At 58.9% G+C, this 24324-nt stretch carries 33 protein-coding genes and 1 pseudogene; 1 reads left to right on the top strand and 33 read right to left on the bottom strand.

The features are described 5' to 3' along the window. Window positions 1-20 precede the first annotated feature (20 nt). Window positions 21-1355 (top strand): RagB/SusD family nutrient uptake outer membrane protein, encoded by a 1335-nt coding sequence (locus ACYVKQ_RS07485; RefSeq protein WP_460577199.1) that lies wholly within the window; start codon window positions 21-23, stop codon window positions 1353-1355. Between the two features lie 82 nt (window positions 1356-1437). Here the strand turns inward: ACYVKQ_RS07485 and ACYVKQ_RS07480 are convergent, their stop codons facing one another. The 33 genes and pseudogenes from ACYVKQ_RS07480 to rplC all read right to left on the bottom strand — a co-directional run bounded on the left by ACYVKQ_RS07480 (window position 1438) and on the right by rplC (window position 24178). Further along, the gene (locus tag ACYVKQ_RS07480; RefSeq protein ID WP_460577197.1) at window positions 1438-1878 is read right to left on the bottom strand and encodes a hypothetical protein; all 441 of its coding nucleotides are present in this window, start codon (window positions 1876-1878) and stop codon (window positions 1438-1440) included. Window positions 1879-1995: 117 nt separating this feature from the next. Continuing rightward, window positions 1996-6375 (bottom strand): CARDB domain-containing protein, encoded by a 4380-nt coding sequence (locus ACYVKQ_RS07475; protein WP_460577195.1) that lies wholly within the window; start codon window positions 6373-6375, stop codon window positions 1996-1998. 132 nt (window positions 6376-6507) lie between these two features. After that, window positions 6508-6822 (bottom strand): FtsB family cell division protein, encoded by a 315-nt coding sequence (locus tag ACYVKQ_RS07470; protein WP_460577193.1) that lies wholly within the window; start codon window positions 6820-6822, stop codon window positions 6508-6510. A gap of 165 nt (window positions 6823-6987) precedes the next feature. Next, window positions 6988-8259, bottom strand: a complete 1272-nt coding sequence (gene eno, locus ACYVKQ_RS07465; protein ID WP_460577191.1) for a phosphopyruvate hydratase — start codon at window positions 8257-8259, stop codon at window positions 6988-6990. Window positions 8260-8443: 184 nt separating this feature from the next. Beyond that, window positions 8444-9013, bottom strand: coding sequence for a bL17 family ribosomal protein (gene rplQ, locus ACYVKQ_RS07460; RefSeq protein WP_460577189.1), 570 nt, complete (start codon window positions 9011-9013; stop codon window positions 8444-8446). Between the two features lie 154 nt (window positions 9014-9167). Continuing rightward, complete coding sequence (locus ACYVKQ_RS07455; RefSeq protein ID WP_460577187.1) at window positions 9168-10157, bottom strand: DNA-directed RNA polymerase subunit alpha; 990 nt, start codon at window positions 10155-10157, stop codon at window positions 9168-9170. Between the two features lie 102 nt (window positions 10158-10259). Continuing rightward, complete coding sequence (rpsD, locus tag ACYVKQ_RS07450) at window positions 10260-10865, bottom strand: 30S ribosomal protein S4 (protein WP_460577185.1); 606 nt, start codon at window positions 10863-10865, stop codon at window positions 10260-10262. Window positions 10866-10957: 92 nt separating this feature from the next. Further along, complete coding sequence (gene rpsK / locus ACYVKQ_RS07445) at window positions 10958-11350, bottom strand: 30S ribosomal protein S11 (RefSeq protein ID WP_078013176.1); 393 nt, start codon at window positions 11348-11350, stop codon at window positions 10958-10960. A gap of 79 nt (window positions 11351-11429) precedes the next feature. Next, entirely contained in the window at window positions 11430-11807 is a 378-nt protein-coding gene (rpsM, locus tag ACYVKQ_RS07440; protein WP_460577183.1) for a 30S ribosomal protein S13, read from the bottom strand. Window positions 11808-11827: 20 nt separating this feature from the next. Next, on the bottom strand, window positions 11828-11944 hold the full coding sequence (gene ykgO / locus ACYVKQ_RS07435) for a type B 50S ribosomal protein L36 (protein WP_034256541.1): 117 nt from the start codon (window positions 11942-11944) through the stop codon (window positions 11828-11830). A gap of 10 nt (window positions 11945-11954) precedes the next feature. Further along, window positions 11955-12173 carry a translation initiation factor IF-1 gene (gene infA, locus ACYVKQ_RS07430; RefSeq protein WP_078013177.1) on the bottom strand — a complete coding sequence of 73 codons (219 nt, stop codon included), beginning with the start codon at window positions 12171-12173 and terminating at the stop codon, window positions 11955-11957. After that, window positions 12151-12957, bottom strand: coding sequence for a type I methionyl aminopeptidase (gene map, locus ACYVKQ_RS07425; protein ID WP_460577181.1), 807 nt, complete (start codon window positions 12955-12957; stop codon window positions 12151-12153). Before map ends, infA begins: the two co-directional genes overlap by 23 nt. A 3-nt stretch (window positions 12958-12960) precedes the next feature. After that, window positions 12961-14274 (bottom strand): preprotein translocase subunit SecY, encoded by a 1314-nt coding sequence (gene secY / locus ACYVKQ_RS07420; RefSeq protein WP_460577179.1) that lies wholly within the window; start codon window positions 14272-14274, stop codon window positions 12961-12963. A 16-nt stretch (window positions 14275-14290) separates the two neighbouring features. Then, window positions 14291-14737 carry a large ribosomal subunit protein uL15 gene (rplO, locus tag ACYVKQ_RS07415; RefSeq protein WP_460577177.1) on the bottom strand — a complete coding sequence of 149 codons (447 nt, stop codon included), beginning with the start codon at window positions 14735-14737 and terminating at the stop codon, window positions 14291-14293. Between the two features lie 12 nt (window positions 14738-14749). Continuing rightward, window positions 14750-14929 (bottom strand): uL30 family ribosomal protein, encoded by a 180-nt coding sequence (rpmD, locus tag ACYVKQ_RS07410; protein ID WP_460577175.1) that lies wholly within the window; start codon window positions 14927-14929, stop codon window positions 14750-14752. A gap of 6 nt (window positions 14930-14935) precedes the next feature. Continuing rightward, window positions 14936-15454 carry a 30S ribosomal protein S5 gene (rpsE, locus tag ACYVKQ_RS07405; RefSeq protein ID WP_460577173.1) on the bottom strand — a complete coding sequence of 173 codons (519 nt, stop codon included), beginning with the start codon at window positions 15452-15454 and terminating at the stop codon, window positions 14936-14938. 3 nt (window positions 15455-15457) lie between these two features. Further along, on the bottom strand, window positions 15458-15805 hold the full coding sequence (gene rplR / locus ACYVKQ_RS07400) for a 50S ribosomal protein L18 (RefSeq protein WP_460577171.1): 348 nt from the start codon (window positions 15803-15805) through the stop codon (window positions 15458-15460). A 9-nt stretch (window positions 15806-15814) separates the two neighbouring features. Beyond that, the gene (gene rplF / locus ACYVKQ_RS07395; protein WP_460577168.1) at window positions 15815-16369 is read right to left on the bottom strand and encodes a 50S ribosomal protein L6; all 555 of its coding nucleotides are present in this window, start codon (window positions 16367-16369) and stop codon (window positions 15815-15817) included. Window positions 16370-16398: 29 nt separating this feature from the next. Next, on the bottom strand, window positions 16399-16797 hold the full coding sequence (rpsH, locus tag ACYVKQ_RS07390) for a 30S ribosomal protein S8 (protein ID WP_460577166.1): 399 nt from the start codon (window positions 16795-16797) through the stop codon (window positions 16399-16401). An 803-nt stretch (window positions 16798-17600) separates the two neighbouring features. Then, a complete protein-coding gene (gene rpsN / locus ACYVKQ_RS07385; protein ID WP_460577164.1) occupies window positions 17601-17870 on the bottom strand; it encodes an uS14 family ribosomal protein in 270 nt (89 codons plus the stop codon). A gap of 2 nt (window positions 17871-17872) precedes the next feature. Beyond that, entirely contained in the window at window positions 17873-18424 is a 552-nt protein-coding gene (gene rplE, locus ACYVKQ_RS07380) for a large ribosomal subunit protein uL5 (protein ID WP_460577162.1), read from the bottom strand. A 32-nt stretch (window positions 18425-18456) separates the two neighbouring features. After that, window positions 18457-18705 (bottom strand): annotated as a pseudogene (rplX, locus tag ACYVKQ_RS07375) (50S ribosomal protein L24); the annotation flags it as partial. 6 nt (window positions 18706-18711) lie between these two features. Continuing rightward, window positions 18712-19080, bottom strand: a complete 369-nt coding sequence (gene rplN, locus ACYVKQ_RS07370; protein WP_110976717.1) for a 50S ribosomal protein L14 — start codon at window positions 19078-19080, stop codon at window positions 18712-18714. Window position 19081: 1 nt separating this feature from the next. Further along, window positions 19082-19372 (bottom strand): small ribosomal subunit protein uS17, encoded by a 291-nt coding sequence (gene rpsQ, locus ACYVKQ_RS07365; protein ID WP_460577160.1) that lies wholly within the window; start codon window positions 19370-19372, stop codon window positions 19082-19084. A 16-nt stretch (window positions 19373-19388) separates the two neighbouring features. Beyond that, entirely contained in the window at window positions 19389-19589 is a 201-nt protein-coding gene (gene rpmC / locus ACYVKQ_RS07360) for a large ribosomal subunit protein uL29 (RefSeq protein ID WP_460577158.1), read from the bottom strand. Window positions 19590-19594: 5 nt separating this feature from the next. Continuing rightward, window positions 19595-20017 (bottom strand): 50S ribosomal protein L16, encoded by a 423-nt coding sequence (gene rplP, locus ACYVKQ_RS07355; RefSeq protein ID WP_460577156.1) that lies wholly within the window; start codon window positions 20015-20017, stop codon window positions 19595-19597. Between the two features lie 37 nt (window positions 20018-20054). Next, window positions 20055-20966, bottom strand: coding sequence for a small ribosomal subunit protein uS3 (gene rpsC / locus ACYVKQ_RS07350; RefSeq protein WP_460577154.1), 912 nt, complete (start codon window positions 20964-20966; stop codon window positions 20055-20057). A 5-nt stretch (window positions 20967-20971) separates the two neighbouring features. Continuing rightward, window positions 20972-21466, bottom strand: coding sequence for a large ribosomal subunit protein uL22 (gene rplV / locus ACYVKQ_RS07345; protein ID WP_460577152.1), 495 nt, complete (start codon window positions 21464-21466; stop codon window positions 20972-20974). Between the two features lie 3 nt (window positions 21467-21469). After that, entirely contained in the window at window positions 21470-21748 is a 279-nt protein-coding gene (rpsS, locus tag ACYVKQ_RS07340; RefSeq protein WP_078013193.1) for a 30S ribosomal protein S19, read from the bottom strand. Then, the gene (gene rplB / locus ACYVKQ_RS07335) at window positions 21748-22575 is read right to left on the bottom strand and encodes a large ribosomal subunit protein uL2 (protein ID WP_460577150.1); all 828 of its coding nucleotides are present in this window, start codon (window positions 22573-22575) and stop codon (window positions 21748-21750) included. The genes rpsS and rplB overlap by 1 nt, the downstream gene beginning before the upstream one ends. A gap of 51 nt (window positions 22576-22626) precedes the next feature. Beyond that, window positions 22627-22914 (bottom strand): 50S ribosomal protein L23, encoded by a 288-nt coding sequence (rplW, locus tag ACYVKQ_RS07330; protein WP_078013195.1) that lies wholly within the window; start codon window positions 22912-22914, stop codon window positions 22627-22629. After that, window positions 22914-23552, bottom strand: coding sequence for a 50S ribosomal protein L4 (rplD, locus tag ACYVKQ_RS07325; protein ID WP_460577148.1), 639 nt, complete (start codon window positions 23550-23552; stop codon window positions 22914-22916). Before rplD ends, rplW begins: the two co-directional genes overlap by 1 nt. Window positions 23553-23557: 5 nt before the next feature. Then, window positions 23558-24178 carry a large ribosomal subunit protein uL3 gene (rplC, locus tag ACYVKQ_RS07320; protein ID WP_460577146.1) on the bottom strand — a complete coding sequence of 207 codons (621 nt, stop codon included), beginning with the start codon at window positions 24176-24178 and terminating at the stop codon, window positions 23558-23560. Window positions 24179-24324: the final 146 nt, after the last annotated feature.

The raw sequence follows: 24324 nt of genomic DNA, 5'->3' as shown, positions 1-24324 counted from the left end.
GGCTTTTCTTCCCTCACGATATGACTTCCATTCGACCCCGGCTGCGCTGGCTGGCAGCCCCCCTGCTGAGCGCGCTGCTCGGCCTCGGTGCCTGCAAGCTGGACCTGCCGAACCCCAACGCCGCCGCCGACCAGCAAACCCTGAGCACCCGCGAAGGGGTGTTTGCCCTGAGCGTGGGCCTGCGGCAGCTGTACTCCACTTCGGCGCTGGAGCCCATCATCCTGACCACCGGCACCACCAGCCGCGAGCTGAAGGGCATCACTACGTTCTTCAACATCACCGAGCTGGAGCAGGGTGGCGCACAGCTTTCGCCCAGCAACGCCAACACCTCAGCCCTGTTTGCCCGCAACTACCGCGTGGTGGCCGTGGCCGACCGTCTGATCGGGGCCGCGCCCACGGTGCTGGCTACCGATGCGGCCGCCCGCAGCGGCGTGTTGGCGCACGCGTACCTGTTTAAAGCCGCCGCGCTGGCCGGCGTGGCCCTGGGCTTCGAGCAGGGGCCGCTGACTACGGGCGAGGCGCCCGCCTTCGTGTCGCGGCAGGAGCTACTGCAGCAGGCCATCAGCCTGCTCGATCAAGCTGCGCAGGAGCTGGCGGCCAATCCGCCGTCGGCCGAGTTCAACACGCAAGTGCTCGGCCCAGATTTTAACCTGCCCAATACCGTGCAGGCGTACCGGGCCCGCTTCAACCTGATGGCCGGCAACTACGCCGCCGCTCTGGCTGCTGCCAACCAAGTGAACCTGACGGTGCGCTCGGGCTTTACCTACTCAGCCCAGAATCCGAATCCGGTGTACCAGTTCACAGCCCTGCCCGGCACCAACTTCCGGCCCCGCGACCGGTTCGGGCTGCCAGCCAGCCTGGTGGAGCCCAACGACGGCCGGCTGGCGTTTTACCTCGCGGGCCCCGTGGTAGTCGATGCCAACAACGGCAGCACCGACAACATCCGCACGCTGGCGGGCTTCTTCGGGGCCATTGGCAGTTCCATTCCGGCCTACCTGCCCGATGAGATGCGGCTGATCCGGGCCGAGGCCAACCTGCGGGCTGCCACGCCTAACCTCGCCGCGGCGCTGACCGACATCAACGCCGTGCGCACCCAGGCCACCGGCGACCCGTGGGGCGTGCACGCAAACCTGCCGGCCTACAGCGGCCCGGTCACCGCCGCCGACCTGCTGCTGGAGGTGTACAAGCAGCGCAGCGCCGAGCTCTACCTTTCCGGCCTGCGGCTGGATGACAGCCGCCGCTTTGGCCGCCCGGCGCCGCCCGGCAGCCTCACCGAGCGCAACCGCAACTTCTACCCTTACCCCCAGCAGGAACGCGTGAACAACGCAAACACGCCCGCCGACCCGGCCATTTAGCGACGTCCTTGAACAGCTAAGGGCCCGGTACCGACTGCCATATCTGGCTGCCGGTGCCGGGCCCTCGTGGTCTAGCCCTTGCTTAGCGCACCTTGCCGGGCACCACCCGAAATTCCAGCACCCGCGTGGCGGTGGAATCCCGAAAAGTCACGTCGAGCTGCACGGGCGCCGTGGCCGCCGAGTCGCTTTTGAAGGTGAAGGCGTAGAACCAGCGGTTATCGTCGTTTTCGCCGAGCCGCAGGCCCAAGCGGTACAGCTCGATGGCCGCTCCCGCCCGTTGCCCGCGCTGGTAGAGCGGCTGGGCGACTTGCTCAAACTGCGCCGGGCTCACGCCCGCCCGCGCTTCCGGGGCCAGCAGCTGGTAAGCCGAGGCAAAACGGCCCTGCAGCACAGCCAGCAGAAACTGGCGGGCAATGTACGCCTGCGCGGGCGGCGTGGCCTGCGCGGCCAGCGGCAATGCTGCCAGTACAGCCAGTAGCAGCGCGCAGCCCAACTGCCGTCCTCGTTGTAGTCGAAAGCTCATACGTAACCTAAACGCACGCATCGGGCCAAAGTGCCGGGACTTCCCCCAAACCAAGCGGCCCCGGCCTCCGAAACGCAGGGTTTCGGGCCGGGGCCGCAGCGAATCAGGCGGAGTCGCTTATTCCACTACCACGCGGCGGGTCACGTTTAGGTTTTTGCCCGTGATGCGCAGCGTGTACACGCCGTGGCTGAGCTGTTGGGTGCTGAACACCGCCCGTGCCGAAGCTCCGCGCAAGGAGAGCGACTGACGGCGCACTTCCTGGCCGAGGCTGTTGAGCAGCGTCAGCTCCACCGGCGCCGTTACGCCCATGCCGTCGAAGCGCACTTCAAATGCTCCGGTAGCCGTGGGGTTGGGCAGCAGGTTGACGGCATAGCCCCCGGCCTGCTCCCGCACAGCCAAGGCCGGATCTACCCGTAGCGCCCGGCTGGCCACGTTGTTTTGTTCGTTGGCCTCCGTAACGGCATTCTGCGGGTCGGCCACAAACAGCACGAAGTAGTTGCCCGGCGTGGTGCCCAGCGGAATCTGAACCCCGGTTAGCACGCGCGTCATCCCAAAGCTGGGAGCCATGGCGGCTGCGGAGCTCGTGGCCAGCACCACATCGTTGGCCGAGAATACGTTGTCGGCCGACAGGTACACGCCCACGCTGTGGGCAGCGGCCGAGGCCGTGCCGGCGTTTTCGTGGAAGCACGTCACCGCGATGCTGCCGCCTGCCACCGCCGGCGAGGGCAGTACCGTTAGGTTCGACACAGCCAAATCAGTGCCGGCCGCCGTTACGGTGATGGAGCTGGCGTACACCAACACGTTGTTCTGCTCGTCGCTTTCCGCCACCGCATTCTGCGGATCGGCTACCACCAAGAGGCGGTACACCCCTGCAGGCGTAGCCGCCGGCACCGCAAACGAGCCCGTACGGGTAGCACTGGCACCAGCGGCCAGCATACCGCCGGAGCTGGTTCCGATCTGCACATCGCCAGCATCCAGCGTGGTGTTCGTCGAGAGGAAGTACCCCACGTTGCTGTTGGCGGCATCGGCCGTACCCTGGTTGCGGATGGTTGCGCCCACGCCCATGGGCGAGCCGGCGCTGACGGTAAGCGGCGAAGCGCTGGGCTGCTGCACCAGCAGATCGGCGGCCCCGGTGCCTCCGCCCCCGCCTACGCAGGATACTGTGGCTTCAAAGCCACTCGACACCACGCTGCCGTCGCTGGTGAACTGAATGGTGAGCACCCCGGCGGCGTTGGTTGCCGTGTGGCTGGTACCCGTGGCTGCGTAGCCCGTGTAGGAACCGAGCAGGGGGCTGCTGGTGCTCGGGCCGTCGTATATGCGCAGGTAATCGTAGCCCGACTCCGTGCTGAACGCGGTCAGGGTGATGCGCACCCGGGCGCCGGCCGTGCCCGGCGTGATGGTCAGCGAGCCGTTGGCGTAGTCGGCGTAGTCGCTGGTGCCGCCGTGGTCGTACACCGTGGTGCCGCAGCTGGTGAGCGAGGCTGTGCTGTTGAAAGGCACCACCGTGCCGTTGAAAGGTCCGGTCACGGTCAGCGGGGAGTTGCCCACGTTGTTGTTTTCGTTGGTTTCTGCCACAGCGTTCTGCGGATCGGCCACGAACAACACAAAGTATGCGCCGGGCGTGGTGCCCACCGGCACGGTGAAAGTGGTAGACCGCAGGCTCGACTGGCCGGCGCCCAGGCTTCCGCCCGTCGCGTTGGTCAGCAGTACGTCGGCCGCATCCAGCGTCGCGTTGGTCGACAGGTAGAACCCGACCGGGCTGCTAGCAGCCGTGGTGGTGCCCAAGTTCACGATGTAGGTGCCGCCGCTCAAGGCGCCGCCGGCCGGCACCGAGGTGCGGGCCAACCCCCACTGCTGCACCACTAGGTCAATACCCGGGGCCACCAGCTGCAGCGGCTGCCAAGCCACGTTGTTGCTTTCGTTGGTTTCACTGACCTGGTTGTTGCCGTCGGCCACAAACAGCACGAAGTACGCCCCGGCAGGCGTGCCAGCCGGAATCTGCACCGTGCTGGTGGCGTAGTGGTAATAGTTGGCCGAAATGCCCGGCACGCTTAGCTGCCCCAGCGCCACGTCACCGGCATCCAGCGTGGTGTTGGTGGAAAGAAAGTACCCCAGCGAAGAAGCCGGGCTGGGCGTGTTGCCTTGGTTGAGCACATAGGCGTACACATTCAAGGTGTTGCCCGCCGCCGAGGTGTTAGTGCTCAGGCCGGGCTGCGAAATGGCCAGGTCCACCGAGGGCGTCACCACCGTCACGTAGTACCACCCGACGTTGTTCTGCTCGTTTGATTCACTTACGGCGTTCTGGTTGTCCGCCGCGAAGAGCATGTAGTAGGCTCCTGGAGCGGTGCCCGTCGGAATGGTTACCTGCGCGTTTGTCATCCAGTAACCGCTGCCGTTCAGCGCCTGCACGCTGGCTTGCCCCACCGGCACGTCGCTCGCGTCGAGCGTGGTGTTGCGCGAGAGGTAGTATCCCAGCTGCGAGGCACCGGCCGGCGCATTGCCCTGGTTGTACACGTAGGCCTGCGCCGATACCGTGCCGCCGGCTACCGTGGTGGAGGGCGTCACGTAAGGTTGCGAGATAGTCAAGTCCACGGTCGGCGTTACCACCGTCACGTAATACCAGCCCACGTTGTTCTGCTCGTTTGATTCGCTGATCTGGTTGGCGTGGTCGGCCGCGAAGAGCATGTAATAAGCGCCCGGCGCGGTACCCGTCGGAATGACGGCCTGACCGCTGGCCAGCCAGTAGTTGCCGGCCGTCAGCGAGCCGATATTCGTCTGACCCACCAGCACGTCATTGGCATCGAGCGTGGTGTTGGCAGACAAGTAGTAGCCCAGCTGCGACGGTGTAGCAGCGGCGTTGCCCTGGTTGTACACGTAAGCCTGCACCGATACCGTGCCGCCGGCCGTGGTCGTGGAGGGGCTCACGTACAGTTGCGACACAGTCAGGTCCACGGCCGGCGTCACCACCGCGATGGTGCGCGTCTGCACGTTGTTGGTTTCGTTGGTTTCGACCACCAGGTTCTGCGGGTCGGCCACAAACAGCAGATAGTACGTGCCCGGCGCGAGGCCCGTGGGCACGGTGCCCACGCCGCTGCGGTACTGGCTGAAGCCCGGGCTCATGGAGCCGCCGGGGCTCACAAACAGCAACTGGTCGGCCGCATCCAGGGTCGAGTTCGTGGAGAAATACACGCCTAGGGAGCTGTTGGCGGCGATGGTGTTGCCTTGGTTCAGCACGTAAGCGTTGGCGCTGAGGCTGGCGCCAGCCGTCGTCGTCGTTGGGGCGCTGCTGGTTTGCACCACCAGGTCCACGCTCGGGCTGGTCACCGTCAGCAGCTGCGAGGCCACGTTATTCTGCTCGTTTACCTCCGCCACTTGGTTTTGGTAGTCCGCCACGAACAGTACGTAATAGGTGCCCACGGCCGTGCCCGCCGGCACAGTAGCCGTGGCATAGCGCGATTGGCCGAAGGGCGGCATCAGCTGCCCGCCCAAGGTGGTGGTCAGCAGCACGTCGCTGGCGTCGAGCGTGGTGTTGGTAGAGAGGTAATAGCCAATATTGCTGCTGCTGGCCAAGGTCGTGCCCTGGTTAGTAATCTGGCTCGACAGGTTGATCAGGCCGCCGGCCGTGGTGGTGCCCGGATTCACCGAAGGAAACTGGATGACCAAGTCGGCGCCGGGAGGCACCACCGTCAGGGGCACCGCAGCCACGTTGTTCTGCTCGTTGGCCTCGTTTACCAATGCTTGGTAATCAGCCACGAACAGCAGAAAGTAATTGCCGTTGGCCGTACCGCCCGGAATCGTCACGTTGCTGAAGCGGGTGCTGCCTCCCCCGCCGCCCAGCGGGCCGCCGCCTAGGCTGTTCAGCAGCACGTCGCTGGCGTCGAGCGTATTGTTGGTGGAGAGGTAATAACCGATGTCGCTGCTGTTGACCGGCGATACGGAGGAGTTCAGGATGGTCACGTTGGTCGATACCGCGTTGCCGGCCGCCACGGACTGCGGGTTGGCCGAGGCCCCCTGCAGCGCCAGGTCTGGCAGCGGGGCCATGGGCACGCAGCTGATGGTGGCGGCGAAACCGGCGTAGTTGCCGATGCCGTCACTCACGAAGCGCAACGTCAGTGCACCGCTGCTGTTGGTGGCCAGCACGGTGCCGGGCCCCGAAACGCCGTCGTACACGCCCAGGATGGGGGCTGAAGCATCTACCCCGTCGTAAATCGTAAGCCGGTCATAGTAGCTCTCCGTGTCAAAGGCCGTAAACACCAACCGTACCCGGTTCCCCGTCGTGGCGGGCCGCAGCACCGTCATGCCGTCGGCGTTGGCCGCATAATTGCCCGCCGCGCCACCATCGTCGTAGATGGTGCCGGCGCACGTGGCCACGCTGGCCGTGCCGGAGGTGGGCACCTGATAATTTTGAGCCTGACTGTGCCCGGCCCAGAGCCATGCCAGCAGCAGCACCAATCCCGACCACGCCCACGATGTAAAACGCGAGTATCCGTGTTTCATGACAAAGAAATCAAGGGTTAAGAAATAGCAACTCGGAGCGGCTAAGGCGCCCCGGAAAAGCACAAAAAAGCGTGAATGACAATTCACGCTCTAAATTACCTCCAAAATATTAGCGACAAAGCGCTAAAGGCTTTATTCTTCTTCCGCGGGGACCAGCAAGAATACATCTTCCCCAGGGCGTTTCATCACATACTTCTCCCGGGCAAACTTTTCCAGCATTTCCGGACTGCTGAGCAGCTCCGCGCGGTCCTTTTTAACCTCATCTATTTTGCCGGTATAGTACTCTTTCTGCTCTTTCAGCTCCTGATATTTGTCGTACATCTCATACTGTTTAAGCAGGTCGTTGGCGTCGAACAGCAGCATCCACATCAGGAAGGCCATGCCGGTCAGGAAGTAGAAGCTGCGCAGCAAACGCGGAACGCGCGCGAGGACATCGGAGAAACGCATAACTCAAAGTTAACCGTAGTTGCGACTGCATGCACAGGCCGCGCTTATTATTTGCGTGCTCCGGATAGCTCACTTTACCTCCCTCGCATAACCAACAATAGAAAAGGCCGCAGCTGCTAGCAGCTGCGGCCCTCAGCCTACGCCCCCAATGGGGCACACCGGCAATTACATGTTACGGCCCGGGAAGTAGGCAATTTCGCCCAACTCTTCCTCGATGCGCAGCAGTTGGTTGTATTTGGCCATGCGGTCGGAGCGCGACATGGAGCCGGTTTTGATCTGACCGGTGTTCAGCGCTACGGCCAGGTCGGCGATGGTGCTGTCCTCCGTTTCACCCGAACGGTGCGACATCACACTCTTGTACTTGGCGCGGCGGCCCAGGTTGATGGCGTCGATGGTTTCCGTCAACGAGCCGATCTGGTTCACCTTGATCAGAATGGCGTTGGCCACGCCCTTGTCGATGCCTTCCTGCAGGCGCTTCACGTTGGTCACGAACAGGTCGTCACCCACCAGCTGGATTTTGTCGCCCACGGCGTCGGTCAGCTGCTTCCAGCCGCTCCAGTCGTCCTCGTCCAGGCCGTCCTCGATGCTGATGATGGGGTACTTGCGGGTCCACTCAGCCCAGTAGTTTGCCATTTCCGACGACGTCAGCTTGTCGCCGGAGCTCTTCTTGAAGTGATAATGCCCATCCGAGTAAAACTCCGAAGCGGCCGCGTCCAGCGCAATCATCACGTCGTCGCCGGGCTTATAGCCGGCTGCCTCAATGGCCTGCAGCACCACCTCGATAGCGGCTTCGTTCGACTCGATGTTCGGCGCGAAGCCACCTTCGTCGCCGACGTTTGTGCTCAGGCCTTTCTTCTTGAGCACGTTCTTCAGGTTGTGGAAAATTTCCGAACCCCAGCGCATGGCTTCGGTGAAGGACTTGGCCCCCACCGGCATGATCATGAATTCCTGGAAGTCGATGCTGTTGTCGGCGTGCGAGCCGCCGTTCAGGATGTTCATCATCGGCACCGGCAGCGTCGAAGCATTTACCCCGCCCACGTAGCGGTACAGCGGCATGCCGGCTTCCTGCGCGGCGGCGCGGGCTACGGCCAGCGACACGCCCAAGATGGCGTTGGCACCCAGGTTGGCTTTGTTCGGCGTCCCGTCCAGCTCCAGCATGATCTTGTCGATCAGGCTCTGCTCGTAGATGGAGAAGCCTACCAGTTCCTCAGCAATTTTGCTGTTGACGTTGTCCACGGCCGTCAGCACGCCCTTGCCCATGTACTTCGACTTATCGTCGTCGCGCAGCTCCACGGCTTCGTGCTTACCGGTCGAGGCGCCCGAAGGCACGGCGGCGCGGCCCACCACGCCGTTGTCGGTGGTCACGTCTACTTCCACGGTCGGGTTACCGCGCGAGTCAAAGATTTGCCGGGCGTTGATGGCGGCGATAATGCTCATAATCGGGAGAATGAAAAGGTGAAAAGTCGGGCCTGACCTGCCCACGGGGAATCAGCCAGCAAGGCCCGTCCCACACGGGCCCGGTGGCAAAGAAACACAAGTACCCGGGATTGGCCTAAAAGACAACGGGACGAACCCTTGCGGATCCGTCCCGTTGTGCTATTTAAGCGCCGAGGCGCCGCAATTACGAAGCCGATTCCTCGGTTTTGTCTTCGCGGGTCTCGCCTTCTTTCAGCGTGTCGGTGGCCGTGTCAGCCGGAGCCGACGTCTCTACCTGCGTGGTCGAAGCAGCGGGAGCAGCCGTAGCGGAAGCACCTTCCTTCTTACCACCGCGGCGCGAACGACGGGTCGTAGCCTTAGCTTCGCCAGCCGACTTAGCCGACAGCAGAGCTTCGTTGTAATCCACCAACTCGATTACGCACATGTCAGCGTTGTCACCGGCACGGCCGGCGCTCAACTTGATGATGCGGGTGTAACCGCCCGGACGGCCAGCAATTTTGCCAGCTACTTCGCCGTACAGCTCCTTGATGGCTTCTTTGTTTTGCAGCTCAGCAAATACGATACGGCGCGAGTGCGTCGTGTCCTCCTTCGAGCGGGTCAGAATAGGCTCTACGTACTTGCGCAGTTCCTTCGCCTTCGCCGTCGTCGTCGTGATGCGCTTGTGCAGGATCAGCGAGATGGCCAGGTTCGACAGCATGGCGCTGCGGTGGGCGGTAGTCCGGCCCAGGTGGTTGTCTTTTTTACCGTGACGCATTGGTCAAGAAAAGTTAGTGGTGTGCTTGCGGGCGACGACCACGGCGGGCCGTAACCTCATTAGAACCGCCGCCCCGGGGGCACACCGAGGAGTGTGAAAAAGAAAAAAAGAATGAATGAGCCGAGAATTTCAGCTCATCCATTCTTCAAAGATACTAGTCTTCTTCCAGACGGAACTTAGCCACGTCCATGCCGAAGTGCAAGCCTTTTTCCTCAACGAGGTTTTCCAGCTCGGTCAGCGACTTCTTGCCGAAGTTGCGGAACTTCATCATGTCGGCCAAGTCCAGCTGCACCAGGTCGCCGAGGGTCTTGATATCGGCAGCCTTGAGGCAATTGTAGGCGCGAACCGACAGGTCCATGTCCTGCAGCGGGGTCTTGAGGACCTTGCGCATGTGCAGCGTCTCTTCGTCCACGCTGGTCTCCTCTTCGGCCTTGGCCGTTTCGAAGGTCATCGTGTTGTCCGAGAACAACATGAAGTGTTGGATCAGGATGTTGGCGGCGCCTTTCAGCGCATCCTCGGGGTGAATCGAGCCGTCCGTATGGATTTCCAGCAACAACCGTTCGTAGTCGGTTTTCTGCTCCACGCGGGTGTTCTCGATGCTGTACTTCACGTTCTTAATGGGCGTGAAGATGGCGTCGATGGCAATCTGACCGAAAACCTGATCAGTCGGCTTGTTTTCCTCAGCAGGAACGTAGCCGCGGCCCTTCTGAACCGTAAACTCGAATTCCAGCGAGGTGTTGGTGTCGATGTTGCAAATCACCAAGTCCGGGTTCAGCACCTGGAAACCGTTGGTGAATTTGTTGATGTCACCCGCGGTGAAGGATTCTTGGCCGCTGATGCGCACCGTGATTTTGTCTTCGATGACGTCGTTGATCTTCTTGAACCGAACTTGCTTCAGGTTCAGGATAATCTCCGACATATCCTCGATAACGCCTTCGATGGTCTGGAACTCGTGCAGCACGTTGCTCGTGCGGACCGAGGTAATTGCGTACCCCTCGAGCGACGAGAGCAGGATGCGCCGCAGCGCGTTGCCGATCGTCACGCCGTAACCCTTCTCCAGCGGTTTAAACTCAAACGTTCCGTAGAAGTCGTCGGATTTCTCCATCACGACCTTCTCCGGCATTTGAAAAGCGAGAATTGACATAGATGCGGATGTAAGGGATGTTGAAGGAAGGAAGAAACCAATGCAGGAGCCGGCCGCTGCCGGAATGGGTATTCCAGGCAGCGGCCGGCTCTGCTATCAGGCTTACTTCGAATACAGTTCGACGATCAGCTGCTCCTCGATTTTCTCGGGGATCTGGTCGCGCTGCGGCGTTGAGATAACCTTACCGGCCAGCTCTTTGCCGTCCCACTCGAGCCAGCCGAACTGACGTGCGTTGCGCACGGCCAGGCTGTTCACGATGGCTTCCAGCGACTTCGACTTCTCACGCACGGCCACAATGGCGCCGGGCTTCACGTGGTACGAAGGGATGTTCACCACTTCGCCGTCCACCGTGATGTGCTTGTGCGACACCAGCTGACGGGCAGCGCGGCGCGTCGGGGCGATGCCCAGACGGTACACCACGTTGTCCAGACGCGTCTCGAGGAAAGCCAGCAGGTTTTCGCCGGTGATACCGGGTACGCGAGCGGCTTTGTCGAAGAGGTTAGCGAACTGCTTTTCCAGTACCCCGTAGAGGTACTTTACTTTCTGCTTCTCCATCAGCTGCACGGCGTATTCCGACTGCTTCTTGCGGCGGCCGCGGCCGTGCTGGCCCGGAGGATATGCTTTCTTGGTGAGTGCCTTGCTCGGGCCGAAAATGGCTTCCCCGAAGCGACGGGCAATCTTGGTTTTAGGGCCGGTATAACGTGCCATTCTTGGGAGGTGATTTTTCTGGAAAGAAAAGAAAACTGCCTGGTGCCACTGGCTCCCTCACGGGGCGGTAGCAGCCACGCGTCTGCCGTTACTCAGACGCGGCGACGTTTGGGGGGACGGCAGCCGTTGTGCGGCAGCGGCGTCACGTCGCGGATGGTTTGCACCTCAATGCCCATGTTCTGGAACGCGCGGATAGCCGACTCGCGGCCAGCGCCCGGACCTTTCACGAACACTTCGCACTTGCGCATGCCCAGGTCGTAGGCCACTTTGCCGCAATCTTGGGCAGCAGTTTGGGCGGCGTAGGGCGTGTTCTTCTTCGAACCCCGGAAACCCATTTTGCCGGCCGAAGCCCACGAAATCACCTGGCCGTTGTTGTTCGTGACCGAGATGATGATGTTGTTGAACGAAGCCTTGATGTGCACCTGACCGGTTGCTTCAACCTGGACGACGCGCTTCTTGGCTTTGTCTTTTCTCTTTTGTGCCATTTGGTTATCGCAAAAAAGGCGAGAGGTGTTGGCGGCAGTTGGAAAGTCATGAAGGCCCGCCGCCGATTCCCGCTATGATTTATTTCGTAGCCTTCTTTTTGCCGGCAACGGTTTTCCGTTTGCCCTTGCGGGTGCGCGAGTTGTTCTTGGTGCGCTGACCCCGAACCGGCAGCCCCTTGCGGTGACGGAGGCCCCGGTACGAACCGATGTCCATCAGACGCTTGATGTTGAGCTGAACTTCCGAGCGCAGTACACCCTCAGTCTTGTACTCCGAAGCAATGATGCTACGAACTTCACCCGACTCGGCTTCCGTCCACTCGCTCACCTTCTTATTCAGGTCAACGCCTGCTTTGGTGAGGATGGCCTGGGCCGACGAGCGACCGATACCGAAGATGTAGGTGAGGGCGATTTCGCCGCGCTTTTTGTCCGGGATGTCTACCCCTGCAATACGTGCCATGTTCTTCCTATTGCTTGATTTTAGCCCTGACGCTGCTTGTAGCGGGGGTTCTTCTTGTTGATCACGTAAAGCTTCCCTTTACGGCGGATCACTTTGCAGTCGGCGCTGCGCTTCTTGACCGAGGCTTTGACTTTCATGTCCGGGGGGTTATTTGTAACGGTAAACGATTCGCCCCTTCGAGAGGTCGTAGGGCGACATTTCGAGCTTCACCTTATCGCCGGGCAGAATCTTGATGTAGTGCATGCGCATCTTTCCGGAGATGTGCGCAATCAGCTGGTGCCCGTTTTCCAGTTCCACCCGGAACATGGCATTTGACAAGGCTTCCAGGATGGTTCCGTCCTGCTCAATCGATGACTGTTTGGCCATAAGGCTGCGAGGTCTGCTGTAACGCTTTTTCTATGTGGGCGAAAGAGGTTAATATCTCCGCTTTATTTTGGCGAACCACCACGGTGTGCTCGAAGTGCGCCGAGGGTTGCCGGTCTTTGGTCCGGATCGTCCAGCCGTCCTGTTCCTGCACCACAGCCTTGGTTCCTAGATTAACCATCGGTTCGATGGCCATGACCAAGCCGCTCTGCAATTTCAGGCCCGACCCACGCTTACCGTAGTTCGGTACCTCGGGCTTCTCGTGCAGGCTCTTACCGATGCCGTGCCCGACAAGTTCCCGAACCACCGAAAACCCACGTTTTTCCACGTAGTTCTGGATGGCATAGCCGACATCACCCATACGGTTGCCAGCTACTGCCTGCTCGATGCCCTCGTACAAGGACTGCTTGGTGGCTTCGAGCAGGGCCGTTACTTCCGGTTTTACCTCCCCTACCGGGTAGGTATAGGCGCTGTCACTATGGTAGCCATTGAGCTTGACGCCGCAGTCTACTGAAATGATGTCGCCGCTTTTCAATACATGGTTGCCGGGAAACCCGTGCACTACCACCGCATTCGGTGAAATGCACAGGCTGTATTTGAACCCGTTGTAGCCTTTGAAGGACGGTACACCGCCGTGGTCCCGGATAAACTCCTCGGCTCGCTTATCTAGCTCACCGGTGGTAATTCCTTCCCGGATCATGCCGGCTACTTCCCCATGGGCACGAGCCAGCACATCAGCGCTGGCTCGGATCAATTCGATTTCTTCTTCGGTCTTATATAGGATCATGGCTTAGGAGGCCAGCGCAATGTTTTGCGTCCGACCTTTCAGCTTGCCCGTTTTCATCATCCCATCATAGTGGCGCATGAGCAGATAGCTTTCGATCTGATTCATGGTATCAAGTACCACGCCCACCATGATGATGAGCGACGTGCCACCGTAAAAGGCAGAGAACGGGCGAGTGACCCCAAACAACAACGCAATGGCCGGAAAGATTGCAATCAAGGCCAACGCAACGGCGCCCGGGAGCGTGATGTGCGTCAACACCTGGTCGATATGCTCTGAGGTAGCATCCCCCGGCTTAACACCCGGTACGAAACCACCGCTACGCTTCAGGTCGTCGGCAATCTGTTTGGGGTTTACACTGATGGCCGTGTAGAAGTACGTGAACAGGATGATCAGTACTGCAAACACCAAATTGTATTGCCACGAAGTGTAATCCGAAAACTTCTGACCAATGAAGTTGGCCGTGTCGCTGTCCTGCCACGCCGAGGCAGCAATAGCGGGCACGAACATCAACGACTGGGCGAAGATGATCGGCATTACACCGGCCGCATTGACCTTCAGCGGAATGAACTGGCGCTGGGCATTCAGTTGGCTCACGCCCCCAACCTGCTTGGCGTACTGTACCGGAATGCGGCGCACAGCCTGCGTCAGGATGATAACACCCATTACCACGAAGAAGAGCACCGCCAACTCAATCAGAAAGATCAGCGAACCGCGCATCCCCTTCGCCGCAGCTTCCCCGATGATAGCGCCGGGAAAGCGCGAAACAATACCGATCATGATGATCATCGAGATACCGTTGCCGATACCCTTATCGGTGATTTTCTCGCCCAGCCACATGCAGAACAGCGTGCCGGCCGTGAGAATAATCATCGTCGAGACCGTGAAGAACACGCTCGTCGAAACGATAGCGTCCTGATTGATCGTGGCAATAAAGCCTACCGACTGCGCCATCACAATGGGGATGGTGAGCAGACGAGTATACTGGTTGATTTTCTTCCGGCCCGATTCCCCTTCTTTCTGCAGCTTCTGGAAGTACGGCACTGCAATGGTCAGCAGTTGCAGCACGATAGAAGCCGAGATGTAGGGCATGATGCCCAACGCGAAAATGGAAGCGTTGCTAAACGCGCCGCCGAGCAAGGTATCGAGGATGCCGAAAATCCCGCCCGACTGCGTGTCGAGACGGGATGGATCGACGCCCGGCAGCACAACGAAAGAACCCAGCCGGTAAATGGCGATGAAAAAAAGCGTATTGAGAATCCGCGTACGCAGATCCTCAATCGCAAAAATGTTCTTAATCGTCGTGATAAACTTGTTCATCGCCGGCGTGCTTTGACTACAGGGTCACTGCTTTGCCACCCGCCTTCTCGATGGCCTCCACAGCCGATTGCGAGAAAGCGTGGGCGTGTACTTCCACTGCGGCGGTCAGTTCGCCACGACCGAGCACTTTGATCTTGGCGTTTTTCGACACCAGACCATTCGAAATGAAGTAGGCAGCATCCATCGTGGTGGCCGGCGACTTTTCAGTCAGGGCCTGAAGCACGTCAAGGTTGATACCCTTGTACTCCACACGATTGATGTTTTTGAAGCCGAACTTCGGCACGCGGCGCTGCAGCGGCATCTGGCCACCTTCAAAGCCGATTTTCTTCGAGTAGCCCGAACGCGACTTCTGGCCTTTGTGGCCGCGCGTCGACGTACCGCCGCGGGTCGAGCCTTCACCACGACCCAGACGCTTGTTGTTGCGTACCGAGCCTTCAGCGGGCTTAAGATTGCTGAGATTCATGATCGGGTGATTCTACAGTTCGGTTACTTCTACCAGGTGGCCAACTTTGGCTACCATGCCAGCAATGGCCGCAGTGTTTTCCACTTCGCGGACCGAGCCGATTTTGGACAGGCCGAGGGCCTTCATCGTGCGCTTCTGACGCTCAGGGCGGTCAATGATGCTGCGCACTTGCTTGATTTGGATCCGAGCCATCGTCGCTTAGCCGTTAAATACTTTGGCGAGGGAGATGCCGCGCTGCTGAGCAACTTGCATCGGGTCGCGCATCTTGTTCAGGGCGTCGAAAGTTGCCTTCACCACGTTGTGGGGGTTAGACGAGCCTTTCGACTTAGCCAGTACGTCCTTGATGCCGGCGCTTTCGAACACGGCACGCATAGCACCACCAGCAATTACGCCGGTACCGGCAGCGGCCGGCTGTACCAGCACGAAGCCACCCGAGTACTTGCCTTCCATCACGTGGGGAACGGTGTGCTTGTACAGCGGCACCTTCACCAAGTTCTTCTTGGCATCGTCAATGGCTTTGGCAATGGCATCGGTTACTTCGTTGGCTTTGCCCAGGCCGTAGCCTACGGTGCCAGCGCCGTCACCTACTACCACGATGGCCGAGAAGCTGAAGCGACGACCACCTTTTACCACCTTCGCTACGCGGTTGATGGCAACTACTTTTTCCTTCAGGTCCGACTCCGTGGTCTTCGCCGTGGGTTTATTCTGCTCGCGCATAGCTTAGAAATTCAGGCCGCCTTCGCGGGCACCTTCTGCCAATGATTTTACACGACCGTGGTAGAGGTAACCCGAACGGTCGAATACTACCGTCGTGATACCAGCCGCCGTCGCACGCGAGGCCAGCTCCTTACCCACAGCAGCAGCCGTGGCTACCGGCGTCTCGCCGGCCGTTACGTTCTTCGACGAAGCCGACACGAGGGTGCGGCCAGCGGTGTCGTCGATGATCTGGGCGTAAATGCCCTTGTTGCTGCGGAACACCGACAGGCGGGGGCGCTCAGTGGTACCCGATACTTTCGTACGGATGTGGCGCTTGATCCGGAGTCTTCTCTCTGTTTTATTGAAAGCCATGATGCTCGGTTATTTCGAGGCAGTCTTACCAGCCTTACGACGAATCTGCTCACCAACGAAGCGCACACCTTTGCCTTTGTAAGGCTCGACTTTGCGCAGCGAACGGATTTTAGCGGCCACCTGACCGATCAGCTCTTTGTCGATGCTGGTCAAGGTGATGATCGGGTTCTTACCTTTTTCAGTAACGGCCGTAGCGGTTACTTCTTTCGGCAGCGCCAGGAAGATGTTGTGCGAGTAGCCCAGAGCCAGCTCCAGCAACGAGCCGGTAGCGGTAGCTTTGAAACCTACGCCCACCAGCTCCAGCTGATGCGTGTACCCGGTGCTGACGCCCGTTACCATGTTGTTGAGCAGCGAACGGTAAAGGCCGTGCATGGCCTTATGACGCTTTTGCTCGGTAGGACGCTCTACGACTACGGTGTTGTCTTCGGTGCGTACCGTAATGTCGCGGTCGACAGCGGTTTTCAGTTCCCCTTTGGGGCCCTTAACCGTGATAGTGTTGTCGTTATCAACCGATACCTGCACGCCCGAGGGCAGGCTGATCGGGAGTTTACCAATGCGGGACATATTGTCGGGGTTTTCTGCTTATTGCTCGCTTAGTACACGTAGCACAGCACCTCGCCGCCTACGTTCTGAGTGCGGGCTTCCTTCTCCGTCATTACCCCTTTCGAGGTCGACAGGATAGCAATACCCAGACCGCTCAACACGCGCGGCAGGTTTTCTACGTGGGCGTACGTACGCAAGCCCGGGGTGCTGATCCGCTCCAGTTTAACGATAGCGGGCTTCTTGGTCACCGGGTGGTACTTCAGCGCGATTTTGATCGTGCCCTGTACTGCCGAGTCATCAAAACGGTAGCTCTGAATGTACCCTTTCTCGTAGAGTACTTTCGTGATTTCCTTTTTGATTTTGTTAGCCGGGATTTCTACTACCCGGTGGTTAGCCTTGATGGCGTTGCGCACCCGGGTCAGGTAGTCGGCAATCGGATCTGTGTTCATTTGGATGATTTGAAGGGCTTCCCGTTTTAGGGGAACCGCAAAGGTAGGAAAATTTCGCAGCCATAGTCTTCCTATGACGGCGAAATCCTCGGTTAAGACTACTTGGCATCCACAGCATCACTGCCGCAGCCAATGGTTTCTTGTGGCAACCTGCCAAATGGTGTGGAGCGTCCTCCACGGCCCTAGAGCATTATGGGGTGCAAAGATACGCAAGTGCTTAACACAAAAGCAATAGACACAGCAGCTTAATAAGTAGAATATCCTGTCTAGGTCAATTAGCACTCTATATAATCTGTGTACTCCTTGCCTTGGTAATCTGGGAAGCTCCTAACCCTTGCAATAGAAGCATCATTCGCATCGAGTAACCGGATATGCTGGATGTTCGCTCCAAAGGTCAGTTAGCAGTTCGACCGAATGTGTACCAACAATGCGAAGCTTGTATACCCAACTGACTTTTGCTTATCAATAAGGGTTTCGCTTACGTCCTTCTGCCTCATTGTTACATCTTCGCCAGCTATGACTTCCCAGCTATTATTCAGGGAAATATAACTACATCCAGGGTCACCATCCCCCCTTGCCATAGTTGGTGATTGAATCTCTTTCGAAATAAAAAGTATCCTTAATACTGTAGCATGAGACAAGCTCAGGTGTTTCGGCTAAAACATGCAGATCGGAATAATGATCAGGCATCTAGGTCCTTTATAACTCAATCTCCACCAAGACCAGAAAAGAAAACTGCTCAGCCAAAACTCCCGAGAGAGTTTCAGTTGAGCAGTTTTGCTTAGCGTTGCGGTGGTAGCGGACTACCAGCTAGCTTTCGTTACGCCGGGGATTTTACCGGCCGAAGCCATTTCCCGGAACGTTACGCGGCTGATGCCAAACTTGCGCATGTAGCCACGCGGGCGGCCGGTCAGTTTGCAGCGGTTGTGCAGACGTACGGGCGAAGCGTTGCGGGGCAGCTTGTCCAGACCTTCGAAGTCGCCAGCCTCTTTCAGAGCCTTGCGCTTTTCAGCGTAGCGAGCTACCAGCGCCTCGCGCTTCCGCTCTCTTGCTTTGATTGATTCCTTAGCCATGATTAGCTTTTCTTGGCGTTAGCGAACGGCATCCCGAAGGCGCGCAGCAGCTCGTAGCTCTGCTCGTCGTTTTCGGCCGTCGTCACGAAGGTAATGTCCATGCCGCCAATCTCCTTGATCTTATCAATCGAGATTTCCGGGAAGATGATTTGTTCTTTGATGCCGAGCGTGTAGTTGCCCCGGCCGTCGAAGCCCTTATCGCTGATGCCCTTAAAGTCGCGTACGCGGGGCAGAGCAACGGTCAGGAGGCGGTCGAGGAATTCGTACATCTGCTCACCGCGCAGGGTTACGCGGGCGCCGATCGGCATGCCTTCGCGCAGCTTGAAGTTCGAAACCGAACGCTTGGCGATGGTCGGAACGGCTTTCTGACCGGTGATGGTCGTCAGCTCATCCACGCCGTTGTCAACGAGCTTTTTGTCGGCTACAGCCTTACCAATACCGCGGTTGATGCAGATCTTGGTAATGCGCGGCACTTGCATGCTGCTCTTGAACTGGAATTTCTCCTGCAGTTGCTGGCGAATCTCCTTATTATAAATGTCTTTCAGTCGAGCCATTGTCGGGTACTTGATTAGGCGTTAGCCGTGCTAACAAGTTTGACATTGCTGACGTGAATCGGAGCTTCGATCTTCGAAATGCCGCCCTGCGGGTTCTTAGCGCTCGGCTTGGAGTGCTTCGTAACCAGGTTCAGACCTTCGATGATAACACGCTGGGTCTGGCGGTTCACCGATTTGATGACGCCAGTCTTGCCGCGCTCGTCACCGGCGATTACCTGGACGGTATCACCGGTTTTCACGTGCAGCTTCGCGGGCTTTGCTTCTTTGGTTTTCAGTGCCATTGTGACTTAGAGAACTTCAGGAGCCAGCGAAACGATCTTCATGAACTGCTTTTCGCGCAGTTCGCGGGCCACCGGGCCGAAGATACGCGTGCCGCGAGGCTCGTCGTTGTTGTTGAGCAGCACGGCGGCGTTGTCGTCGAAGCGGATGTACGAGCCGTCTTTGCGGCGTACTTCCTTCTTCGTGCGAACCACCACAGCTTTCGATACGGCACCCTTCTTGGCGTTGCCCGAGGGGATGGCCGACTTGATAGCTACGACAATTTTGTCGCCTACCGAAGCGTACTTTTTGCCGGTGCCCCCGAGGACACGGATGCAGAGCACTTCTTTGGCGCCGCTGTTGTCGGCTACCGTCAGACGGGATTCTTGCTGGATCATCTTACTTGGCTCGCTCTACGATTTCTACCAAACGCCACCGCTTGCGCTTGCTCAGCGGGCGGGTTTCCATGATGCGCACCGTATCGCCTTCGCCGCACTCGTTGTTCTCGTCGTGTGCGGTGAACTTGGTCGATTTCGTCACAAACTTGCCGTAAATCGGGTGCTTCATTTTGCTCTCGACCACAACCACGATGGTTTTATCCATCTTGCTGCTGGTTACGCGGCCGATTCGCTCTTTGCGCAGGTTACGCTCTTCCGTAGCGACGCCCTGCTGTTCTGCGTTGTTTTCCATTACTGTTCAGCGGGGACTACGAGTTTTGCTCCTGCTCGCGACGCTTCAGCTCGGTGAGCAGGCGGGCGATGTTGCGACGGCCCGTTTTGATGCGGGTCGGGTTTTCGAGCGGCGAAATTGCGTGGGCGAAACGCAGGGTCTGCGCGCCCGTCTGCTCCTTGTTGATTTGCTCTTTCAGATCCTCGATCGAAAGGGCGCGGATTTCAGCGTTTTTCATGGTGCTTATGCCTCAACGAAGTCACGACGAACTACAAACTTGGTGCGAACCGGCAACTTCTGAGCCGCCAAACGCAGCGACTCTTGTGCGAGTTCCAGCGAAACCCCATCCGATTCGAAGAGGATGGTGCCGGGTTTCACAACGGCTACCCAGTACTCGGGCGAGCCTTTGCCCTTACCCATACGTACCTCAGCGGGCTTTTTCGTGATGGGCTTATCCGGGAAGATGCGGATCCAAACCTGACCTTCACGCTTCATAGCGCGGGTCATGGCGATACGGGCTGCTTCAATTTGACGCGCTGTGATCCATGCGGTTTCCAGCGACTTGATGCCAAACGAACCGAAGTCCAGCGAGCTGCCACGATAGGCCAGGCCGTGTACGCGGCCCTTCTGCATCTTCCGATACTTGGTTCTTTTCGGTTGTAACATGTCTTAGTTCTCGAAAAAGAAGTGGAAGGAAGAAGGACTAGCGACGCGGGCCACGGCTTGCGCCGCCGCCTTGACCGCCACGATTACCGCCGCCACCTTGGCCGCCACGGTTGCCACCGCCGCCTTGGCCACCGCCAAAGCCACCACGGTTGTCACCGCCGCCGCGCGGGCCACGGTCGTTGCCACCACGGCCACCACGGTCGCCGCCACGGCCACCACGGTCGCCACGGTCGCCACGCTCACCGCGGGGACCACGGTCGTTGCGGTCGTTGCCACCCTGGCCCTGCTGCTGGCTCAGCAGCTGGTTGGGCGAGAGGTCGGGCTTGCCGTAAACTTCACCGCGCATGATCCACACCTTGATGCCGATTTTGCCATATACCGTCTGGGCTTCAGACAGAGCGTAGTCGATATCGGCGCGGAGGGTGTGCAGCGGGGTGCGGCCTTCCTTGTATTGTTCCGAACGGGCAATTTCAGCACCGCCGAGGCGGCCGCCGCACTGCACCTTGATGCCTTCAGCGCCCACACGGAGTGCACCCTGAATGGCTTGCTTCATCGCACGGCGGAACGAGATACGAGCCTGCAGCTGCTGGGCGATGCTTTCGCCTACCAGCTTGGCGTCGAGTTCCGGACGCTTGATTTCGAAGATGTTGATCTGAACGTCTTTGTTGGTCAGACGCTTCAGCTCATCTTTAATCTTATCAACTTCCTGGCCGCCTTTGCCGATTACCACACCCGGACGAGCCGTATTGATGGTGATGGTAATGCGCTTCAGGGTGCGCTCGATGATGATCTTCGAGATGCCGCCCTTCGGGATGCGTGCCAGAATGTATTTGCGGATCTTTTCGTCCTCTACCAGCTTGTCGGCGAAATCTTTGCCGCCGTACCAGTTAGAGTCCCAGCCTTTAACGATACCCAGGCGGAGGCCAACCGGATTAACTTTCTGTCCCATGGTTATTATTCGGTGGCGTCAGCCGCGGTTTGGGTGTCAGCTTTCTTGGTCGAACGACGGGCTTTCTTCGGCGCTGCTTCAGCGGCCGGAGCGGCAGCTGGAGCAGTTTCCTGCTTAGCAGCGGCATCCTTCAGACCCTGGCGGCTGCCGATGGCTTCCACTTTCGAGTCGATGATGATCGTCACGTGGTTGCTGCGCTTGCGGATGCGGTGGCCACGACCCTGGGGGGCGGGGCGCAGGCGCTTCAGCTGACGGCCTTCATCCACGAAAATCTCTTTGATGTAGAGGTTGGCGTCTTCGATGCGCTCGTCCTCGTTCTTCTGCTGCCAGTTGGCCAGGGCCGACAGGAGCAGTTTTTCGATACGCTCAGCGCCCGAATTAGCCTCGAACTTCAACAAGCCCAAGGCACGGGTAACGCTCTTGCCGCGTACTAGGCCGGCCACGAGGCGCATCTTGCGCGGCGAGGTCGGTACGTTACGGAGTTTGGCTACTGCTTCCATGTCTTAGCGCTTGCCTTTATCTTTCTTGGCGACGTGGCCGCGGAAGTTGCGCGTGGGCGCAAATTCCCCAAGCTTGTGACCAACCATATTTTCGGTCACGTACACCGGGATGAACTTATTGCCGTTGTGCACGGCGAAGGTATGCCCTACAAAGTCCGGCGAAATCATCGAGCGGCGCGACCAGGTCTTCACCACCGATTTCTTGTTGGACTCCTCCATCACTTGCACCTTCCGCTCCAGGCGGAAGTCGATGTACGGGCCTTTTTTAAGCGAACGTGCCATTACTTCTTGCCTTTACGCGAAACGATGAGTTGCTCAGAGTACTTGTTCTTGTTGCGGGTCTTGGCACCTTTCGCGAGCAGGCCTTTGCGGCTGCGCGGGTGACCACCGCTCGAGCGGCCTTCACCACCACCCATCGGGTGGTCAACAGGGTTCATAGCCACACCACGTACACGCGGGCGGTAACCCAACCAACGGTGACGGCCGGCTTTGCCGAGACGTACGTTCATGTGGTCGCCGTTCGAAACCGTACCAACCGTAGCCATGCAGGTAACCAGGACCATGCGCATTTCGCCGGAAGGCAGTTTCAGCGTCGCGTACTTGTCTTCGCGAGCTACCAGCTGGGCGTAGGTGCCAGCCGAGCGAGCGAGAACTGCACCAGCACCGGGCATCAGCTCGATGTTGTGTACAATGGTACCGAGCGGGATTTCGCGCAGCGGCAGGGCGTTGCCCACTTCCGGAGCGGCGCCAGGACCGGCGACTACAGTAGCACCAACCTGCAGACCTGCAGGGGCGATGATGTAGGCCTTTTCGCCGTCAGCGTAGCTGAGCAGGGCGATGCGCGCCGTACGGTTCGGATCGTACTCGATCGACTTCACGGTAGCCGGCACGGTGTGCTTGCTGCGCTTGAAGTCCACGATACGATACTGCTGCTTGTGACCACCACCGATGTAACGGTTGGTCATCTTTCCGGAATCATTCCGGCCACCGGATTTTTTCTTGGGTGCCAACAGCGACTTCTCCGGCGTCGACGTGGTAATCTCGTCGAAAGCCGGGGCGATGCGGAAGCGCTGACCCGGTGATGTTGGTCTTAGTTTTTTGAGTGCCATTTTATAGCGAAAATGCTCTAGCGAGGGGCCTCGGTCAGAAATTCAGCCGGCTTAGATGCCGCTGTAGAAGTCGATTACTTCGCCTTCCTTCACGGTTACAATGGCCTTCTTGCTCGAAGCACGACGGCCGGTAACAGCACCGGTTTTGGTAAAGCGCGACTTGAGTTTGCCCTGGCTGCGGATGGTGCTGATGCCCACCACGGTCACGCCGTAGAGCTTCTCGATTTCTTTTTTGATTTCAACCTTGTTGGCGGTGCGCTCCACTTCGAAGGCGTATTGGCCTTTCTCGTTCAGCGACGTTGCCTTCTCGGTCACGATGGGCTTCTTGATGATGCTCATTACTCAGCGGCCGTGTAAAGTTGGGTGAGCGTCTCCAGGCCAGCCTCCGACAGCAGCAGCGTGTCGGTGTTCAGCAGGTCGTGGGTGTTCAAAGCCGTGGGGACAGCCACCTTCACCTTTTGGATGTTGCGGGCCGACAGTACCACGTTCTTGTCAACCGAACCGGTTACCAGCAGGGTCTTCTTGCCGGTATTCAGGTTCAGGCCGTTCAGAATGTTCAGGAAGTCTTTCGTCTTGGGGCCTTCCAGGGAGAAGTTCTCCACCAGGGCCAGACGGTTTTCGCGAGCAAGTACCGACAGGGCCGACAGACGGGCCAGCTGCTTGGTCTTCTTGTTCACTTTGAAGCCGTAGTCACGCGGCTTGGGGCCGAATACGCGGCCACCACCGATGAACACCGGCGACTTCATCGAACCAGCGCGGGCACCGCCGGTGCCTTTCTGCTTCTTCAGTTTCTTGGTCGTGCGGGCGATTTCAGCGCGCTCCTTCGACTTGTGCGTGCCCTGGCGCTGGTTAGCCAGGTACAGCTTCACGTCGAGGTACATGGCGTGCTCGTTCGGCTCCAGCCCGAAGATTGCGTCAGACAGCGTAACCTTGCGGCCGGTGTCCTCGCCTTTGATCGTCAATACAGAGAGTTCCATCGCGCCTATTTCTCCAGAATCACGTAACCGTTTTTAGCACCGGGTACCGAGCCGCTCACCAGGATGAGGTTGTGCTCGTTCATCACGCGCATCACCTTCAGGTTCTGGATTTTCACACGGTCACCGCCCATGCGGCCAGCCATGCGCATGCCCTTGAACACGCGGGAAGGCCAGGAGCACGCACCGATCGAACCAGGGTGACGGCCGCGGTTGTGCTGGCCGTGAGTCTGGCCGCCAACACCGGCGAAGTTGTGGCGCTTTACAACGCCCTGGAAGCCCTTGCCTTTCGAGGTACCAACCACGTCTACGAAGTCACCTTCGGCGAAGTAGTCAGCCTTTACTTCGGCGCCGAGCGAGTACGAAGCGACGTCGTCGGTGCGGAATTCCACGAGTTTTTTGCGGGGGGTAACTCCCGCCTTAGCGAAGTGGCCAGCCAACGGTTTGTTGGTGTTCTTGGCCTTCTTTTCGCCGTAGCCGAGCTGAACGGCCGTGTAGCCGTCAACTTCGAGCGTCTTCACCTGCGTCACTACGCACGGGCCGGCTTGGATGAGCGTGCAAGGCACGTTCCGACCGTCCGCAGTGAAGAGGCTTGTCATACCGATTTTTTTACCGATAATGCCAGGCATTCGAATGGGGTTTTAGAAAAGACACAGTGAAAACGCCCGAATGACGTTTTCGGAAAGGGAGTGCAAAGCTAGGGAATTGTTAAGACAAAATAGCAACCCCTTTCCAAATAAATTCAGAAGATACCAAGTACCCTTGCTACTCTAAC

The organism is Hymenobacter coalescens (assembly GCF_054783195.1).
This window is presented reverse-complemented; position numbering and strand designations above follow the sequence as displayed.

Coding starts and splice junctions, on each gene's coding strand:
- ACYVKQ_RS07485 (WP_460577199.1), top strand. CDS start 21: ATGACTTCCATTCGACCCCGGCTGCGCTGGCTGGCAGCCCCCCTGCTG.
- ACYVKQ_RS07480 (WP_460577197.1), bottom strand. CDS start 1,878: ATGAGCTTTCGACTACAACGAGGACGGCAGTTGGGCTGCGCGCTGCTA.
- ACYVKQ_RS07475 (WP_460577195.1), bottom strand. CDS start 6,375: ATGAAACACGGATACTCGCGTTTTACATCGTGGGCGTGGTCGGGATTG.
- ACYVKQ_RS07470 (WP_460577193.1), bottom strand. CDS start 6,822: ATGCGTTTCTCCGATGTCCTCGCGCGCGTTCCGCGTTTGCTGCGCAGC.
- eno (WP_460577191.1), bottom strand. CDS start 8,259: ATGAGCATTATCGCCGCCATCAACGCCCGGCAAATCTTTGACTCGCGC.
- rplQ (WP_460577189.1), bottom strand. CDS start 9,013: ATGCGTCACGGTAAAAAAGACAACCACCTGGGCCGGACTACCGCCCAC.
- ACYVKQ_RS07455 (WP_460577187.1), bottom strand. CDS start 10,157: ATGTCAATTCTCGCTTTTCAAATGCCGGAGAAGGTCGTGATGGAGAAA.
- rpsD (WP_460577185.1), bottom strand. CDS start 10,865: ATGGCACGTTATACCGGCCCTAAAACCAAGATTGCCCGTCGCTTCGGG.
- rpsK (WP_078013176.1), bottom strand. CDS start 11,350: ATGGCACAAAAGAGAAAAGACAAAGCCAAGAAGCGCGTCGTCCAGGTT.
- rpsM (WP_460577183.1), bottom strand. CDS start 11,807: ATGGCACGTATTGCAGGGGTAGACATCCCGGACAAAAAGCGCGGCGAA.
- ykgO (WP_034256541.1), bottom strand. CDS start 11,944: ATGAAAGTCAAAGCCTCGGTCAAGAAGCGCAGCGCCGACTGCAAAGTG.
- infA (WP_078013177.1), bottom strand. CDS start 12,173: ATGGCCAAACAGTCATCGATTGAGCAGGACGGAACCATCCTGGAAGCC.
- map (WP_460577181.1), bottom strand. CDS start 12,957: ATGATCCTATATAAGACCGAAGAAGAAATCGAATTGATCCGAGCCAGC.
- secY (WP_460577179.1), bottom strand. CDS start 14,274: ATGAACAAGTTTATCACGACGATTAAGAACATTTTTGCGATTGAGGAT.
- rplO (WP_460577177.1), bottom strand. CDS start 14,737: ATGAATCTCAGCAATCTTAAGCCCGCTGAAGGCTCGGTACGCAACAAC.
- rpmD (WP_460577175.1), bottom strand. CDS start 14,929: ATGGCTCGGATCCAAATCAAGCAAGTGCGCAGCATCATTGACCGCCCT.
- rpsE (WP_460577173.1), bottom strand. CDS start 15,454: ATGCGCGAGCAGAATAAACCCACGGCGAAGACCACGGAGTCGGACCTG.
- rplR (WP_460577171.1), bottom strand. CDS start 15,805: ATGGCTTTCAATAAAACAGAGAGAAGACTCCGGATCAAGCGCCACATC.
- rplF (WP_460577168.1), bottom strand. CDS start 16,369: ATGTCCCGCATTGGTAAACTCCCGATCAGCCTGCCCTCGGGCGTGCAG.
- rpsH (WP_460577166.1), bottom strand. CDS start 16,797: ATGAACACAGATCCGATTGCCGACTACCTGACCCGGGTGCGCAACGCC.
- rpsN (WP_460577164.1), bottom strand. CDS start 17,870: ATGGCTAAGGAATCAATCAAAGCAAGAGAGCGGAAGCGCGAGGCGCTG.
- rplE (WP_460577162.1), bottom strand. CDS start 18,424: ATGGCTCGACTGAAAGACATTTATAATAAGGAGATTCGCCAGCAACTG.
- rplN (WP_110976717.1), bottom strand. CDS start 19,080: ATGATCCAGCAAGAATCCCGTCTGACGGTAGCCGACAACAGCGGCGCC.
- rpsQ (WP_460577160.1), bottom strand. CDS start 19,372: ATGGAAAACAACGCAGAACAGCAGGGCGTCGCTACGGAAGAGCGTAAC.
- rpmC (WP_460577158.1), bottom strand. CDS start 19,589: ATGAAAAACGCTGAAATCCGCGCCCTTTCGATCGAGGATCTGAAAGAG.
- rplP (WP_460577156.1), bottom strand. CDS start 20,017: ATGTTACAACCGAAAAGAACCAAGTATCGGAAGATGCAGAAGGGCCGC.
- rpsC (WP_460577154.1), bottom strand. CDS start 20,966: ATGGGACAGAAAGTTAATCCGGTTGGCCTCCGCCTGGGTATCGTTAAA.
- rplV (WP_460577152.1), bottom strand. CDS start 21,466: ATGGAAGCAGTAGCCAAACTCCGTAACGTACCGACCTCGCCGCGCAAG.
- rpsS (WP_078013193.1), bottom strand. CDS start 21,748: ATGGCACGTTCGCTTAAAAAAGGCCCGTACATCGACTTCCGCCTGGAG.
- rplB (WP_460577150.1), bottom strand. CDS start 22,575: ATGGCACTCAAAAAACTAAGACCAACATCACCGGGTCAGCGCTTCCGC.
- rplW (WP_078013195.1), bottom strand. CDS start 22,914: ATGAGCATCATCAAGAAGCCCATCGTGACCGAGAAGGCAACGTCGCTG.
- rplD (WP_460577148.1), bottom strand. CDS start 23,552: ATGGAACTCTCTGTATTGACGATCAAAGGCGAGGACACCGGCCGCAAG.
- rplC (WP_460577146.1), bottom strand. CDS start 24,178: ATGCCTGGCATTATCGGTAAAAAAATCGGTATGACAAGCCTCTTCACT.